At 61.5% G+C, this 14,263-nt stretch carries 13 protein-coding genes; 7 read left to right on the top strand and 6 right to left on the bottom strand.

Annotated features, from left to right (window positions below):
- Positions 1 to 25: 25 nt before the first annotated feature.
- The 3 genes from F1002_RS02800 to F1002_RS02790 are packed head-to-tail and all read right to left on the bottom strand — an operon-like array spanning position 26 to position 3,878.
- A complete protein-coding gene (locus F1002_RS02800; RefSeq protein ID WP_150427501.1) occupies positions 26 to 2,581 on the bottom strand; it encodes a PAS domain-containing hybrid sensor histidine kinase/response regulator in 2,556 nt (851 codons plus the stop codon).
- A gap of 5 nt (positions 2,582 to 2,586) precedes the next feature.
- Positions 2,587 to 3,393: a 4-hydroxy-tetrahydrodipicolinate reductase gene (dapB, locus tag F1002_RS02795; RefSeq protein ID WP_150427500.1), complete on the bottom strand. Its 807-nt coding sequence runs from the start codon at positions 3,391 to 3,393 to the stop codon at positions 2,587 to 2,589.
- 2 nt (positions 3,394 to 3,395) lie between these two features.
- Positions 3,396 to 3,878 (bottom strand): outer membrane protein assembly factor BamE, encoded by a 483-nt coding sequence (locus tag F1002_RS02790; protein WP_150427499.1) that lies wholly within the window; start codon positions 3,876 to 3,878, stop codon positions 3,396 to 3,398.
- Positions 3,879 to 3,973: 95 nt separating this feature from the next.
- On the opposite strand from F1002_RS02790, the gene fur reads away from it, so the two are divergent.
- The gene (gene fur, locus F1002_RS02785) at positions 3,974 to 4,396 is read left to right on the top strand and encodes a ferric iron uptake transcriptional regulator (protein ID WP_150427498.1); all 423 of its coding nucleotides are present in this window, start codon (positions 3,974 to 3,976) and stop codon (positions 4,394 to 4,396) included.
- A 9-nt stretch (positions 4,397 to 4,405) separates the two neighbouring features.
- Positions 4,406 to 5,011: a TMEM165/GDT1 family protein gene (locus tag F1002_RS02780; RefSeq protein ID WP_150427497.1), complete on the top strand. Its 606-nt coding sequence runs from the start codon at positions 4,406 to 4,408 to the stop codon at positions 5,009 to 5,011.
- Between the two features lie 14 nt (positions 5,012 to 5,025).
- Here F1002_RS02780 and recN read toward each other — a convergent pair whose 3' ends face one another.
- Together recN and F1002_RS02770 are read right to left on the bottom strand one after the other, a co-directional pair.
- Positions 5,026 to 6,690, bottom strand: a complete 1,665-nt coding sequence (gene recN, locus F1002_RS02775; protein ID WP_150427496.1) for a DNA repair protein RecN — start codon at positions 6,688 to 6,690, stop codon at positions 5,026 to 5,028.
- Positions 6,690 to 7,619, bottom strand: coding sequence for an NAD kinase (locus tag F1002_RS02770; protein ID WP_150427495.1), 930 nt, complete (start codon positions 7,617 to 7,619; stop codon positions 6,690 to 6,692). The genes recN and F1002_RS02770 overlap by 1 nt, the downstream gene beginning before the upstream one ends.
- Positions 7,620 to 7,665: 46 nt before the next feature.
- Between F1002_RS02770 and hrcA the strand changes: the two genes are divergently transcribed.
- The 4 genes from hrcA (at position 7,666) to F1002_RS02750 (ending at position 12,060) form a co-directional block, all read left to right on the top strand.
- Complete coding sequence (gene hrcA / locus F1002_RS02765; RefSeq protein ID WP_150427494.1) at positions 7,666 to 8,694, top strand: heat-inducible transcriptional repressor HrcA; 1,029 nt, start codon at positions 7,666 to 7,668, stop codon at positions 8,692 to 8,694.
- The gene (hemH, locus tag F1002_RS02760) at positions 8,694 to 9,797 is read left to right on the top strand and encodes a ferrochelatase (RefSeq protein WP_150427493.1); all 1,104 of its coding nucleotides are present in this window, start codon (positions 8,694 to 8,696) and stop codon (positions 9,795 to 9,797) included. The genes hrcA and hemH overlap by 1 nt, the downstream gene beginning before the upstream one ends.
- 71 nt (positions 9,798 to 9,868) lie before the next feature.
- A complete protein-coding gene (gene trxC, locus F1002_RS02755; RefSeq protein ID WP_150427492.1) occupies positions 9,869 to 10,312 on the top strand; it encodes a thioredoxin TrxC in 444 nt (147 codons plus the stop codon).
- Positions 10,313 to 10,440: 128 nt separating this feature from the next.
- On the top strand, positions 10,441 to 12,060 hold the full coding sequence (locus F1002_RS02750) for a methyl-accepting chemotaxis protein (RefSeq protein ID WP_150427491.1): 1,620 nt from the start codon (positions 10,441 to 10,443) through the stop codon (positions 12,058 to 12,060).
- Positions 12,061 to 12,123: 63 nt separating this feature from the next.
- On the opposite strand, the gene F1002_RS02745 is transcribed toward F1002_RS02750, so the two are convergent.
- Entirely contained in the window at positions 12,124 to 13,491 is a 1,368-nt protein-coding gene (locus tag F1002_RS02745; protein WP_150427490.1) for a protein kinase, read from the bottom strand.
- A 148-nt stretch (positions 13,492 to 13,639) separates the two neighbouring features.
- On the opposite strand from F1002_RS02745, the gene grpE reads away from it, so the two are divergent.
- Positions 13,640 to 14,200 carry a nucleotide exchange factor GrpE gene (gene grpE / locus F1002_RS02740; protein WP_150427489.1) on the top strand — a complete coding sequence of 187 codons (561 nt, stop codon included), beginning with the start codon at positions 13,640 to 13,642 and terminating at the stop codon, positions 14,198 to 14,200.
- Positions 14,201 to 14,263: the final 63 nt, after the last annotated feature.

Raw genomic sequence — 14,263 nt, 5'->3', positions numbered from 1 at the left:
CCGAAATGTACCTTTTCAGGCAAATTCAAGGGATTGCACGCGTCTCTACGTAACGCTTGAAAGTCGGCTTGATGAGATTCATTTCATCGACCAAAGCCCCGTACTGTCGACGACAGGCCGCCCAGTCGACGTTCGCCCCCCCCATGACGGCCTGTTCGATTTCCATTGCCTTGCGCCGGGCATGCTCGGCATGGAACATGGCCAGTAGACTCTTCAGGGTATGGGCATGCATGCGCGTCTCGTGATCGTCCGTCGCATCGATCGCAGCCCCCAGACGCCCAAGATGCGCATCCCATTCGCCCAGGAACATGCCCGCCATGGTGGCGAACAATTCCGGCTCGCCGATATCTTGCAATGCCGCCCCCAGATCAAGCTGCGAAGCGACACTGAGCAACGCCCCGATCATTTCCTCCGGCTCGCCCTCGGCTTCACCCATGGCTCGCGCCAGCGCGGCACTCAACTCTTCCGGCCGCAAGGGTTTGGCAACATAGTCGTTCATTCCCGCCCCCAGGCAGCGTTCGCGATCCGACGCCATGACATTGGCAGTCATGGCGATGATGTAGACCGGCCTGAACTCCCGGGAAACAACCCAGCTCCGCCGCATTTCCCGGGAGCGTATCGCTTCGGTTGCTTCCAGTCCGCCCATCACCGGCATCTGCATATCCATCAGGATCACGTCGAAATGCCCGCTATCGAATAGATCCAGCGCTTCCGCGCCATTGTTGGCAATCGACACACGGTGCGACAGACGCTCCAGCAAGCGCTTGGCCAACTCCTGATTGACCGGATTGTCTTCAACCAGCAATACGCTCAAGCCCGCCTTTTCCTCCTCGGCAAGCTTGGCAAGATTCACATGCGACAACATGAAAGCGTCGAGCTCAAGGCCATCCTTGCCTTCAGCCAAGGCCAAGGCATCGACCATGTCGGCACAGCCGACCGGCTTGACGAGGTGCGCCGAGACACCCAACTCCCTCGACCGTGCCAGATCGTGGCGCTGGTTTTCCGTCGTCAACACGATGACCAATTTTTCCTTGCGCCCCGACCGCCCCCATGTTTCAGCCAAGGTAAAACCGGCCGGAGGGTCCATGTTGGCATCAAGCAGGATGTAGTCATAGGGAAAATCGACTGCCCGGCTCCGCTCTACCGCAGCCACCGCTGCCGCACCGTCTGCCGACCAGGAGGCCTGAACACCGAGCCGCTCAATCAATTCAACCAGATAGCGCCCGCTGGCTTCGTTGTCGTCAATGATCAAGGCACGACGACCGGCATAACGCGGATCGACCAACGGTGCGCCAACCGGTGCCTCGACACCGAAGCGACCGGTAAAGCAGAACACCGAACCTTGCCCCGGAGCGCTTTCGAGCCAGATCTTTCCATCCATCAACTGAACCAATCGGGCACAAATCGCGAGCCCCAGGCCTGTCCCGCCAAAACGCCGGGTTGTCGACACGTCTGCCTGCGAAAATGCCTCGAAAATGGCCTGCTGCTTGTCTGCCGGCACCCCCATGCCGGTATCGCGCACGGAGAATCGCAAGAACACGGAATAGTCTTTCTGCTGATCGACCTCAATCCTGATCACGACCTCACCCGCCTCGGTGAATTTGATCGCATTTCCAATCAGATTGATCACAACCTGACGCAAACGCGTCGGATCACCCACAATGCGAGCCGGGACATCGGGCCGGACATCCGCAATCAACTCCAGACCTTTCTTGTGCGCACTGACCGCGAGCACCCGGACAGCCTCGAGAACGACATCCTGCACCGAGAATGCCAAGGCCTCGAACTCCATCTTGCCGGCCTCGATCTTCGAAAAGTCGAGAATGTCGTTCACGATGGTCAGGAGTGCCTCGGCAGAGGATTTGACGGTTTTCAAGTAATGCCGCTGCTCGGCATCCAGATCGGTATCCAGCGCCAGCTCGGTCATGCCGATGATGCCATTCATGGGGGTGCGGATTTCGTGGCTCATGTTGGCCAGGAATGCACCGCGCGCCCGATTGGCAGCCTCCGCCGCCTCCTTCGCCGAAATCAGCGCCGCCTCGGCGGCCTTGATTTCGCTGATATCGCGCTGCAACACCAATACCCGCGCCGGCCGCCCCTCGGAATCACGCACGGCAACCACCCCGCGCAACAGGAACCAGCGCCACTGACCATCCCTCGCCTTCAAGCGGCATTCAGCCTGAAAGGCGACTTCCTGACTCTTGAGATGCGCATCGATCCGGGCCTGCAGCACACGCAGGTCTTCAGGGTGGACCATGCGCTGCCACTGGACAATGGAGTCATCCAGATCACCCTCGGCATAGCCGAGCATCTGCTTCCACTGCCGGCCGGATTCGATATGACCGGTCGCCAGATTCCAGTCGGTCAGGGCATCGCCCGACAGACGTGCATACCAGCCACTCAGATTCTGTCCGGCGTAGGCCTTGTAGGCCGAATCGACAACACCCAGCAGCTTGCCGGCACCATCTGCCAGTTCCGTATGATTAGCCTGCCGCGCCAACTCCAGTAGCTGGCGAAACCGCGACTCACCTTCTTCGCCGAAGATTTCCTGCAGCTGTTTCGCAAGCAGCCTGGATTTCATGCTTGCTAGCGCAAACCGAGAACATCCTGCATGTCGAACAAACCGCTCTTGCGGCCGGCCATGAAACGGGCCGCGCGCAGGCTACCCAGCGCATAGGGCATGCGGCTACTGGCCTTGTGGGTAATCTCGACGCGCTCGCCGATACCGCAGAACATCACCGTGTGATCGCCGACGATATCGCCCCCGCGCACCGTCGCAAAACCGATCGTGGATGGATCGCGCTCGCCGGTCACACCCTCGCGGCCGTAAACCGCGCAGTCCTCAAGATCGCGCCCGAGGGCGGCGGCAACCACCTCGCCCATGCGCAAGGCCGTACCGGAGGGCGCATCGATCTTCATGCGATGATGCGCCTCGACAACTTCGATGTCGTAGCCTTCGTTCATGATGCGGGCTGCCATATCGAGCAGCTTGAAGACCACATTGACGCCGACTGCCATGTTCGGTGCAAACACCACCGGAATATCCCTGGCCGCCTCGGCAATGACCGACTTGCCATCGGCTTCGAAGCCGGTCGTGCCGATCACCATGCCAACGCCGGCCTTGCGGCAGAGTTCGAGGTGCACCAGCGTGCCCTGCGGGCGCGTGAAGTCGATCAACACATCAATGTCTTTGAGGCCTGCCGCCACGTCATCGGTAACGACGACTTGCGAGGCCATGCCGACCAGTTCGCCGGCATTCTTGCCGATGGCCGGAGTGCCCGGCACGTCGAAAGCGGCACCGAGCACGACGCCCTCGCCCTTCAGGGTTGCTTCGATCAGCATGCGGCCCATGCGGCCGCCGGCACCGACAATGCCTATACGTGTTGCGTTCATTCCTAGAATCCAAACATGCTCAAAAAGCGCCGGATATAACCCGGCTCCTCGCGTGGCGGCAGCGGCTTGTCTGCGGCCTCGCCCGACAGCGTCCCCAGATCGACCAGACGACTCTTGCTCTGCGGCGTCGTCAGTTCGGCCACATCGGCAACGGCAACATCCCCCCCGACGCGCTCGAGACGGCCGTCAGCATCGAAGAACACCGTGAACTTGCGACCCTCGACCGCTCCGGTCCGGCCATTCCGGTAGCTGTAGACATAGTCCCAGCGCTGCTGGTGGAAAATATCGGCCACCATCGGGGTTCCCAGAACGAAACGCACCTGATCGCGGGTTTGACCGGGCTTCAACTGGGCAACCATCTCCTGAGTCAGGACATTGCCTTGCTGGATGTCGATCTTGTATTCATTGATGAAGCCGGGCTTCCAGGAACAGGCTGAAATAAGCACACTGGAGACGGCAACGAGCATCAGACGGGAACGGCGCATTCGGGATTTCCGGATTTTTGAATCGGCTTTGAAGCGGTATATCATACCCGAAATCGGCATCCTGCCTTGTTTGAACTATCTCTGGAAAATCCGTAATGAGCGATCCGCAAAGCCTCAAGAACATGGGGTTGAAAGCCACCTTCCCTCGCCTGAAGATTCTTGAGCTTTTCGAAAAAAGCACGATGCGGCACATGACGGCGGAAGACGTCTACCGGATGCTGATTGCCGAAAACATGGATATCGGCCTGGCCACCGTATACCGCGTGCTGACCCAGTTCGAACAGGCCGGCCTGCTTGAGCGCCACTTTTTCGAATCCGGCAAGGCCGTATTCGAAGTCAATCGCGGCAAGCATCACGACCACTTGGTGTGTGTCGAATGCGGCAAGGTCGAGGAATTTTTCGACCCCGAAATCGAAAAACGGCAAAGCACGGTTGCCGAAGAGCGCGGCTTCACCATCCAGGATCACGCCCTGTATATCTACGGTCGCTGCGCCGGCTGCGGCAGCAAGAAAGCCTGATCCCCGACCATGTCCGATTTCATTGCCGCCAACACGGCGGCCTGGCTGTCTTCGGCCGGAGCGACCTATTTACTCATCGTACTGGCCGAGTTCGGTGACAAGAGCCAGCTCGTCTGCATGACCCTGGCGGCGCGCCACCGCGGGTTGCCGGTCGTGATCGGAGCCGTTTCGGCCTTCGCCATTCTCAACCTTCTGGCCGTACTGTTCGGTGCAGCCGTGGCGGCCTGGCTTCCCGACTGGGTCGTCACACTGGCCGTTGCCGTCCTGTTCGCCTTTTTCGGCATTCAGGCGCTACGCTTCGAAGAAGAGGATGAAGACGAGGCAATCGAAGAAAAACCCGGCCACGGCATCGTTGCGACCACTTTCCTGATGATTTTTCTGGCCGAATTTGGCGACAAGACACAGATTGCCGTTGCCGGCATGGGCAGCACGGCCGCTCCGGCGGCGACCTGGGTCGGAGCGACGCTGGCCCTGACCACGACATCGGTACTCGGCGTCTACGCCGGCCGCCGATTCCTGAAAAAACTACCACTGCACTGGATACACCGGGTCAGTGGTGTGTTTTTCCTGCTGCTGGCCCTGCTTGCCGCATTGCGCCTGCTTGGCCTGTTTTGATCTGACGCCGCCGCTCAGGCCAAGGCCTTGGGACTCAGGAGCTCCCGGGCATGCTGCAACGTAATATCCGTGATTTCGACCCCGCCGAGCATGCGGGCGATTTCCCGAACACGGCCGTCGTCGTCGAGTGGCAGGATGGCGCTCAAGGTTGATCCGTTGCGCGTCGCCTTGCTGACTTGCCACTGCCAGTTGGCCTGCGCCGCAACCTGCGGCAGATGGGTAACGCACAGCACCTGACGTTCGCTGCCCAGCTCGCGCAGCAAGCGACCGACAATTTCCGCCACACCGCCGCCGATACCGACATCGACCTCGTCGAAAATCAGGGTCGGCACGCTGGCAGAACGCGACGTCAGCACCTGGATGGCCAGGCTGATGCGCGACAACTCGCCGCCCGATGCCACCTTGGCCAGCGGCTTGGCCTCGTTGCCGGCCAGGCCGCCGATACGGAATTCGACCTGCTCCAGACCATAGACGGCACCGCCTTCGACGGCCGGCAACGCGACCTCGAAACGACCGGAGGACAAGGCCAGCTGGCGCATCACTTCGCTGACCGCCTTGCCCATCTCGGCAGCCGCCTTCTTGCGCCCCGCCGACAGCTTGCCCGCCAGCGCCAGATAAGCCTGCCGCGCCGCTGCCACCTTGGCTTCCAGCGCCGCCAGATCAGCCGACTCGTCAAGCTCAGCCAGGCGTTGGAGCCACCCCACAAGCAACCCCGGCAGTTCCGGCGGTTGCACACGGAATTTGCGGGCATTGGTCATCACCGCATCCATGCGACGCTCGACTTCGGCCAGACGACTCGGATCAAGATCCACACGGTCAGCATAGCGACGCAGGGTCGACACAGCTTCGGACAGCTCGGCCTGCACCGAGCCGAGCAACTCGGCCACCTCGGCCAGCGCCGGGTCGTATTCGGCGAGGCCGGCGAGACGATCGGCCACGCTGTCAATCTGTCGTTCGCACGCGGCATCGTCCTCGGCCAGCACGCCCAGCGCGTACTGGGCGCCTTCGATCAGGCTGGCGGCATGGCCCAAACGGCGGTGCTCGACATCGAGCGTCGCCCATTCGTCATCGCCAAAGGCCAGCGCATCAAGTTCGCCGATCTGCCATTGCAACTGCTCGCGTTCACGCTGCAGCGCCTCGACGCCTTCGTTGGCGCCGCGCAAGGCTTGCTCGGCATCGCGCCAGGTCTTCCACGCCACCGCCACTTCGCGCACCGTCGCCCCAAGCCCGGCATGGGCGTCGAGCAAGGCGCGCTGCGCATCGGCCCGCAGCAACGACTGATGGGCGTGCTGGCCATGAATATCGACCAGCCATTCGCCGACTTCGCGCAGTTGCAGGACGGTGGCCGGCGAACCGTTGATGTAGGCACGCGAACGGCCACCGGCATCGACCACGCGGCGCAGCATCAATTCGTTGTCGGCATCGAGGTCGTTGGCGGCCAGCCAGGCAGCAACCCCGGGCAAGGCGGCGACATCGAAGGTGGCAGCCACTTCGGCCTTGTCGCAGCCGGAGCGGACGACGCCGGCATCGGCCCGTTCGCCGAGGGCAAGCGCCAGGGCATCGATCAGGATCGACTTGCCGGCCCCGGTCTCGCCGGTCAGCGCACCGAAGCCGTTGGAAAATTCGAGTTCCAGCCGGTCGACAATAACGAAATCCTTGATGGTCAGGTGGAGCAGCATCAGGGCCCCTTCGGCCGTTCGCTCCACTGCAGCTTCTGGCGCAGCATGGCGAAGTAGCTGTAGCCGGGCGGGTGCAGGAAGCAGATCTTGTGCTCGGAACGGCGCAGGCGGACACAATCGCCGGGCAGCAGGTCGAGCGTCACCTGACCGTCGAAGTGGACGCGCGGGTCGTCGGCCGTGGCAATGCGCAATTCGATGTCGGCGTTGTCGTTCACGATAATCGGCCGGTTGGTCAGCGCATGCGGGCACAGCGGCACCAGCGCAATGCCGGTCAGCGTCGGATTCAGGATGGGGCCGCCGGCCGACATTGAATAGGCGGTCGAGCCGGTCGGCGTCGACACGATCAGGCCATCCGAGCGCAGGTTGTAGATGAACTCGCCGTCGATGAACAATTCGAATTCGATCATCCGGCCGATGGCGCCCTTGTCGACCACGACATCGTTGAGCGCCATGTTCGAGGCGATTTCCTTGCCGTCACGCGTTACTTCGGCAGCCAGCAGCATCCGGTTTTCCGGGGCAAAGCGGCCATCGAGCAGGTCATCCATGCAAGTCAGCATGTCGTCGCGGGCGATGTCGGTCATGAAGCCGAGGCGCCCTTGATTGACGCCGACCAGCGGCACGCAATAACGCGCCAGGCGACGTGCCGCGTTGAGCATGGTGCCGTCGCCGCCAAGAACGATGGCGAGGTCGGCATGGGCGCCGATATCGTTGAAGCCGCAAGTCACCCAGCGCGACAGATCGACCTTCTTGCCGATGTTCTCGGCGGTTTCCCGCTCGATGAACACCGAGGCGCCGCGCTCGTAGAGGTACTCGGCCAGCCGGCGCAGGGACTCGGCAATTTCCTGGCTATGGTATTTGCCGACCAGCGCGATGGTCCGGGGGGAGCGATAGGATGTGAAGCCTCGGTTCATGGGGCTGAATTCTTGCATAAAAATGGCTTGTAGCGCGGCCTCCGGTTTTTTGTACAATCCGGGCATGCTTGATGAACGCGCCCGTACCCTGCTGAAGACGCTGGTCGAACACTACATCGCCGATGGACAACCGGTCGGTTCGCGCGCGCTGTCGAAATTTTCCGGCCTCGACCTGTCGCCGGCCACCATCCGCAACGTGATGGCCGATCTCGAAGAGGCGGGCTTCGTCGCCAGTCCACACACCTCGGCCGGCCGCATCCCGACGGCACGCGGCTACCGCCTGTTCGTCGACAGCCTGCTCACGGTCCAGACACTGGAAGCCAGCCAGCTTGGCCGAATGGAGGAAGCGCTGCACGGCCGCCCATCCAGCCAGATCATCTCCAGCGCCTCTCAGCTGCTGTCCAGCCTGACGCACTTCGCCGGCGTCGTCATCGCGCCCCGCCGGCAGGCCAGCCGCATCCGGCAGATCGAATTTCTCAGCCTCTCCGAGCGGCGCATCCTGCTGATCATCGTGACCGCCGACGGCGACGTGCAGAACCGTATCGTATCCACCGACAAAGCCTACACGCCAGCCGAACTGGTCAGTGCCGCCAATTACCTGACACAGAATTTTGCCGGCCTGGATTTCGAGCAGATGCGCCACCATCTGTCGGCAGAAATCCGGCAATTGCGTGAAGACATCAAGCCACTGATGACCCTGGCCCTCGAGGCGGGCGACGCCGCCATGTCGGAAAGCGCTACACCCTACGTCATTTCCGGCGAAAGGAATCTGCTCGATGTCGAGGAACTGTCGTCGAACATGAAGCGCCTGCGCGAACTGTTCGACCTGTTCGAGCAACGTTCCAGCCTGATGCGCCTGCTTGACGTATCGAACCGCGCCGAAGGCGTGCAGATCTTCATTGGCGGCGAATCGGGCATCGCGCCGCTCGACGAGTGCAGCGTCGTCACCGCCCCCTACGCCGTCGACGGGCAGGTAGTCGGTTCGGTCGGCGTCATCGGCCCGACCCGCATGGCCTACGAGCGGGTCATTCCCATCGTCGACATCACCGCCCGCCTGCTCTCCAGCGCCCTCTCCACCAAATCGGATCACTGATGTCCCGCTTTCTTCCTGAGCCGCCGCATCGCCATGGCACACCGGCGAGCACCGCCGTCGTCCTCGTCAATCTCGGCACCCCCGATGCACCAACCGCACCGGCACTCCGCCGCTACCTCAAGCAATTCCTTTCGGACCCGCGCGTCGTGGAGATTCCCAAGCCGCTATGGTGGCCGATCCTCAACGGCATCATTCTCAACCTGCGCCCGAAAAAATCGGCTGCCAAGTACGCCACGGTCTGGATGCCCGAAGGTTCTCCACTGCGCGTGCACACCGAGCGCCAGGCCACGCTGCTCAAGGGTCTGCTCGGCCAGCGCGGCCACCGCGTCACCGTGACCTGGGCAATGCGCTACGGTTCGCCGTCGATACCCGAGACACTCGCCCGCCTGAAGGCCGAGGGCGCCAGCCGCATTCTGGTTGTTCCGATGTACCCGCAATACGCCGCCAGCACCACGGCAACCGTGGTCGATGCCTGCTCGGCGTGGTTGCTGCAAACCCGCAACCAGCCCGAAATGCGCTTCGTTCGCAATTTCCACGACCAGGAAGGCTACCTCGCCGCACTGGAACAATCAGTTCGCAGGCATTGGCAGGCCAACGGCCCACTCGGCGACAACGACCGGCTGCTCATCAGCTTCCACGGCCTACCCAAACGCAGCCTCGACCTTGGCGACCCCTATTATTGCGAATGCCGGAAGACCGGACGCCTGCTTGCCGAGCGCCTGAACCTGAAGCCCGAGCAGTACCGTATCTGCTTCCAGTCACGCTTCGGCAAGGCGGAATGGCTGCAGCCCTACACCGCCCCCACGCTGCACGACTGGGGCGCACAGGGCGTACACCGGGTCGACGTGATTTGCCCCGGCTTTGTCGCCGACTGTCTCGAAACGCTGGAAGAAATCGCCCAGGAAGGTCGCGACGACTTTCTCAAGGCCGGCGGCAAGGCATACCATTACATTCCGGCGCTCAACGAAGACGACGCTTGGATCGGCGCGCTGGCCGACCTCGCCGAGCAGCACCTTGCCGGCTGGCCAAGCACGACAGCCGTCGACCCTCGGCAACTGGAAAACAGCGCCAGCCGGGCCATCAGCTGCGGCGCGCGTAGCTGACCCGGAACGACCGGGCTTGAATTACCGGCTCTCGCCCTTACATCAGAGAAATCTGATCCATGGAGCCCGAGATGTCCGAAAACCTGCACGTCGTCTGCCCGCACTGCGCAGCGGTCAACCGCATTCCCGATGCCCGCCTGGGCGATAACCCCGGCTGCGGCCAATGCAAGCAGCCGCTGTTCACCGGCGAACCGCTGGAATTGGGACAGGCCGATTTCGACCGGCACATTTCGCGCAACGACCTGCCCGTGGTGGTCGACTTCTGGGCGCCGTGGTGCGGGCCTTGCCGAATGATGGCCCCGACCTTCCACCAGGCTGCCATCGATCTCGAGCCCCATGCCCGTCTGGTCAAGGTCAATACCGAAGTCGAACAGCAGCTTGCTGCCCGCTTCAACATTCGCAGCATTCCGACACTGGCGGTTTTCGTGCAGGGTCGCGAAGTGGCCCGCCAGAGCGGTGCGCTCGACCTCGCCAACTTGAAGCGCTGGCTGCAACCGCATCTTCGCGGGTCGTAAGCTCCTGCATCATCCAGGCGAAATTTGCAATTCTGGAATAGTTTTGCTGGAAAGCGGCGTAACTGGCACAATCTAGGTAATCGATCTGACGGCCTGAAATAACTCAGGAATCACAGTGGAGAACAATAATGCCGCGCATCGCCGACTTGAAGATCTGGATACGACTCACCGCCGCGATCTGGGTCGTACTGGCCATCATCTGGGCTGGAGCCATCGTATGGACCACCCAAGTCAACCGTGAAACCGCCATCCGCCAGGCTCAGGATTTCGCACAAAGCATCCACGAAATGACCATGGCCGGCCTGACCGGCATGATGATCACCGGGACGGTCGGACAGCGGGAAGTTTTCCTGGACCAGATCAAGCAGCTGTCCATCATCAAGGATTTGCACGTTGCCCGCGGCGAAGCCGTGACAAAGCTGTACGGCCCCGACACCAAGAGCAACCGCCAACTGGACGCCAAGGAGCAGCAGGTCATGTCCACCGGCACCCCCTACGTCTCGGTCGAGCGGGAAAACGGCAGCTCCTACCTGCAGGTGATCAACCCGACCAAGGCTTCCAAGAGCTATCTCGGCAAGGATTGCCTCGTCTGCCATCAAACAGCGGAAGGTACGGTACTTGGCATCGTCAGCATGCGGGTCTCGCTGGATTCGGTCGAATCCGAGGTTGCAGCGTTTCGTCTGAAGATTGCCGGTGTGGCGTTGGCCGCCCTGGGCGTGCTGCTCGTTCTCATCTACCTGATCACTCGTCATTTCGTGACTTCTCCACTCGACGAGCTGCGCAAGGGCCTCAGCGATATCGCGCGCGGCGAGGGCGACCTGACTCGCCGCCTGCCGGTCAAGGGCCAGGATGAAGTCGGCCAGTCCGCCCAGGTATTCAACGAAATGATGGACAACTTCAACCAGCTCGTGCGCCAGGTCCGCGACGCCGCCAGCCAGGTATCGGCCCGCGTTACCGCACTATCCGAAAATGCCGATCGCGTGACCCAGAGTTCGCACCAGCAGAACGAAAAGTCCGATCTTGCCGCCACCGCTGTGGAGCAACTGGTTTCCAGCATTTCCTCCATCGCGCAGAGCGCCGAGCATGTCCAGCATCAGTCGCAGGAAAGCCTGGCACGTGCCAATGAAGGCAACCGCAACCTGCAGACCCTGCTCGGAGAAATGGACGTTGTCGAGCGGGCGGTGAAGGAAATGGCCGAATCGGTCAATGACTTTGTCCGCAACACCGAATCGATCACGATGATGACCCGCGAGGTCAAGGACATTGCCGAGCAGACCAACCTGCTGGCCCTGAATGCTGCCATCGAAGCGGCCCGTGCCGGCGAGCAGGGACGCGGCTTCGCGGTCGTTGCCGATGAAGTCCGCAAACTGGCCGAAAAATCGTCTCGCTCGGCCAGCGAAATCGATGCGATTACAGCCAACCTGAGTGCCCAGTCGGTATCGGTCCGCCGCAGCATCGAAGAAGGACTGAGCCATCTGGAAACCAGCCAGGCGGCCGTTTCTTCGGTGTCCAACGTACTGCAGGCAACCAATGGCTCGGTTGCCGAAGTGGGTCACGGCCTGGACGCGATCGCCTCAGCCACTGATCAACAGCGTCGCTTCTCCGGCGATGTCGAAAACAGTATCGAAGCCATTGCCGGCATGGCGCGCGAGAACTCCGGGACCGTTGAGCAAACCGCCGGCGCCGCCCACGACCTCAAGCGTCTGGCCGATGGACTGGCCGCACTGGTCGGACGATTCAAGGTCTGATCGGCTTTGCCCCGCAACAAAAACGGCCTCCTCGGAGGCCGTTTTGCTATGCGCTGCGACCCGTTACATGGGTGCCAGTTCGAGGTCGAGCCCGCCCCCCGCTTTCGACGGCCCGCCGGACTGCGACGCGGTGAGACTCTGGACAGCGGGCAAGCCCTGTGCAGCGGCGATCCGGTTAACCTCGCGCATGCGCTTGATCATCCGGCTGAGCAGCGCATTGCGCACACGCTCGAGCAGTTCTTCCGACGACAGGGCCAGTGCCGCTGCGTTGATTTCCAGGAACAGCGTTGGTTCCAAGGTCGTCGCCGTGGCGCAGCGCAAATCGCTGGAGGGATGCAGGAAAGCCACTTCACCGACCGGTTCGCTGGTCCCCAGGCGGCACAGCGCCTTGCCTTCGATTGAAATTTCGACCGAACCCGAAACGATCACGCCAAAGAACTTGCTCCTGTCTCCCTCGCGCACCAAGGCAACATTCGGCGAAACATCCCGCCAGACAGCGACCCGCAATACTTCCCAGATTTCGATATTCTCGAATTCGGTGAAAAACTCAAGCCGGCGCAGGGTTTCGAAGTGCCGCGTATCCTCGACCGTGGAATCCTCATCGACCAACTGGTAGCGGACCGCCGACAGGTCCTTGGCCATCTCGGCGCCGTTCCGGTAGCGATTGTAGAGATCCTTCTCCAGCGCACGCTTGAGAATGGCATTCAAGCCCTCGGGAAGATCGGGGCGCAACGAGGTAACCGCCGGCGCGTCGGTATTGACGATACGGTAGATCAGCGTCGCCTGGTTGTTGGCGCGGAAAGGCAATCGCCCGGTCAGCAACTGGAAGAGCAAGACCCCCAGCGAATACAGGTCGGTCTTCTGATTGAGGGGATAGCCCTTGATCTGCTCCGGCGACATGTAGGCCGGCGAGCCGACCCCCATGATGAAGGTCGAATCCCGGTCGAGATCCTTGTTCATGTTGAGCGCCAAGCCGAAATCGGCGATCTTGGCTTCGTCATCGGCAGCAACCATGATGTTGGCCGGTTTGATGTCGCGGTGGATGATGCCCTGCCGGTAAGCGGCATCGAGTGCCATGCAGCACTTGAAAATGATCCCGATCACCCGGTGCATGGGCAGGAGCTTGTCGATTCGCGTGTGCTCCTCCAGCGAGAAGCCGTCGACGTACTCCATCGCCAGGTAGGCGTAATCCGACTGGACCACCGCTTCATGAACCTGGACGATATTGGGATGATTCAGCCGCTTTGAAACCATGCCTTCGTTCTGGAAAAGCTTGCGCATCCGGCGCGACACGGCGCCGGCATCCTTCCCGAACTGTATGACTTTGACGGCAACCTGGCGACCGAGGTCAGGATCGTCGCAGAGGTAGACCGTTGCGGTCGCCCCCTTGCCCAACTCCCTTATCACGCGGTACTTGCCGATTGATTCCATTCTCGATATCTGAGAAAACACAGGGAATTATCGTAGCACGGTCGTATTCGCCCGGAAGCAGTTTCACCCATAAAGAAATTTGGCGCCGGGGTCTTGAAACCCGGGAAAACGCCTCCAGATAGCGAAAAGATTTTTTGGAGAAACCTGCATGTCCAACCCCGAAAACACCCAGGAAGCCGCGCTGGACAAAGAGCCGGCCCCCGAGCAAGCAACTCCCGCGGAAGCCGCTCCGGCCGACAACATCGACACCATTCCCAGCGTCGAAGAGCAATTCAAGGCCCTCGAACTGAAGGCGGCCGAACACTACGACGCGTGGCTGCGCGCCAAGGCTGAAGGCGAAAACATCCGCCGCCGCGCTCAGGAAGACATTTCCAAGGCCCACAAGTTCGCGGTCGAGAAATTTGCCGGCGAACTGCTGGCCGTCAAGGACAGCCTGGAAGCTGCACTGGCGGTGCCGGAGCAGACTGTCGAGAGCTTCAAGTCCGGCGTCGAGCTGACCCTGAAGCAACTGATTTCCGCCTTCGAGAAGAACGCGCTGAACGAGGTCAATCCAGTCGGCGAGAAGTTCGACCCGCACAAGCACCAGGCCATTGGCATGGTCGACTCCGAGCAGGAAGCCAACACCGTGGTCACCGTGCTGCAAAAGGGCTACCTGATCGCCGACCGCGTCCTGCGCCCGGCCCTGGTCATGGTCGCCAAGGGCAAATAAGACTTGAAATCCGGGGCTCAGCCCCCAATTCACGAACATCGGTAATTCACTTTTAGGAAAAAC

The sequence above is a fragment of the Dechloromonas sp. CZR5 genome, from assembly GCF_008711155.1.
In the GTDB taxonomy this organism is placed as follows: domain Bacteria; phylum Pseudomonadota; class Gammaproteobacteria; order Burkholderiales; family Rhodocyclaceae; genus Azonexus.
This window is presented reverse-complemented; position numbering and strand designations above follow the sequence as displayed.

What these genes read in the sequence shown, in the direction of transcription:
- F1002_RS02800 (WP_150427501.1), bottom strand. Translation starts at nt 2,581, where the DNA reads ATGAAATCCAGGCTGCTTGCGAAACAGCTGCAGGAAATCTTCGGCGAA.
- dapB (WP_150427500.1), bottom strand. Translation starts at nt 3,393, where the DNA reads ATGAACGCAACACGTATAGGCATTGTCGGTGCCGGCGGCCGCATGGGC.
- F1002_RS02790 (WP_150427499.1), bottom strand. Translation starts at nt 3,878, where the DNA reads ATGCGCCGTTCCCGTCTGATGCTCGTTGCCGTCTCCAGTGTGCTTATT.
- fur (WP_150427498.1), top strand. Translation starts at nt 3,974, where the DNA reads ATGAGCGATCCGCAAAGCCTCAAGAACATGGGGTTGAAAGCCACCTTC.
- F1002_RS02780 (WP_150427497.1), top strand. Translation starts at nt 4,406, where the DNA reads ATGTCCGATTTCATTGCCGCCAACACGGCGGCCTGGCTGTCTTCGGCC.
- recN (WP_150427496.1), bottom strand. Translation starts at nt 6,690, where the DNA reads ATGCTGCTCCACCTGACCATCAAGGATTTCGTTATTGTCGACCGGCTG.
- F1002_RS02770 (WP_150427495.1), bottom strand. Translation starts at nt 7,619, where the DNA reads ATGCAAGAATTCAGCCCCATGAACCGAGGCTTCACATCCTATCGCTCC.
- hrcA (WP_150427494.1), top strand. Translation starts at nt 7,666, where the DNA reads ATGCTTGATGAACGCGCCCGTACCCTGCTGAAGACGCTGGTCGAACAC.
- hemH (WP_150427493.1), top strand. Translation starts at nt 8,694, where the DNA reads ATGTCCCGCTTTCTTCCTGAGCCGCCGCATCGCCATGGCACACCGGCG.
- trxC (WP_150427492.1), top strand. Translation starts at nt 9,869, where the DNA reads ATGTCCGAAAACCTGCACGTCGTCTGCCCGCACTGCGCAGCGGTCAAC.
- F1002_RS02750 (WP_150427491.1), top strand. Translation starts at nt 10,441, where the DNA reads ATGCCGCGCATCGCCGACTTGAAGATCTGGATACGACTCACCGCCGCG.
- F1002_RS02745 (WP_150427490.1), bottom strand. Translation starts at nt 13,491, where the DNA reads ATGGAATCAATCGGCAAGTACCGCGTGATAAGGGAGTTGGGCAAGGGG.
- grpE (WP_150427489.1), top strand. Translation starts at nt 13,640, where the DNA reads ATGTCCAACCCCGAAAACACCCAGGAAGCCGCGCTGGACAAAGAGCCG.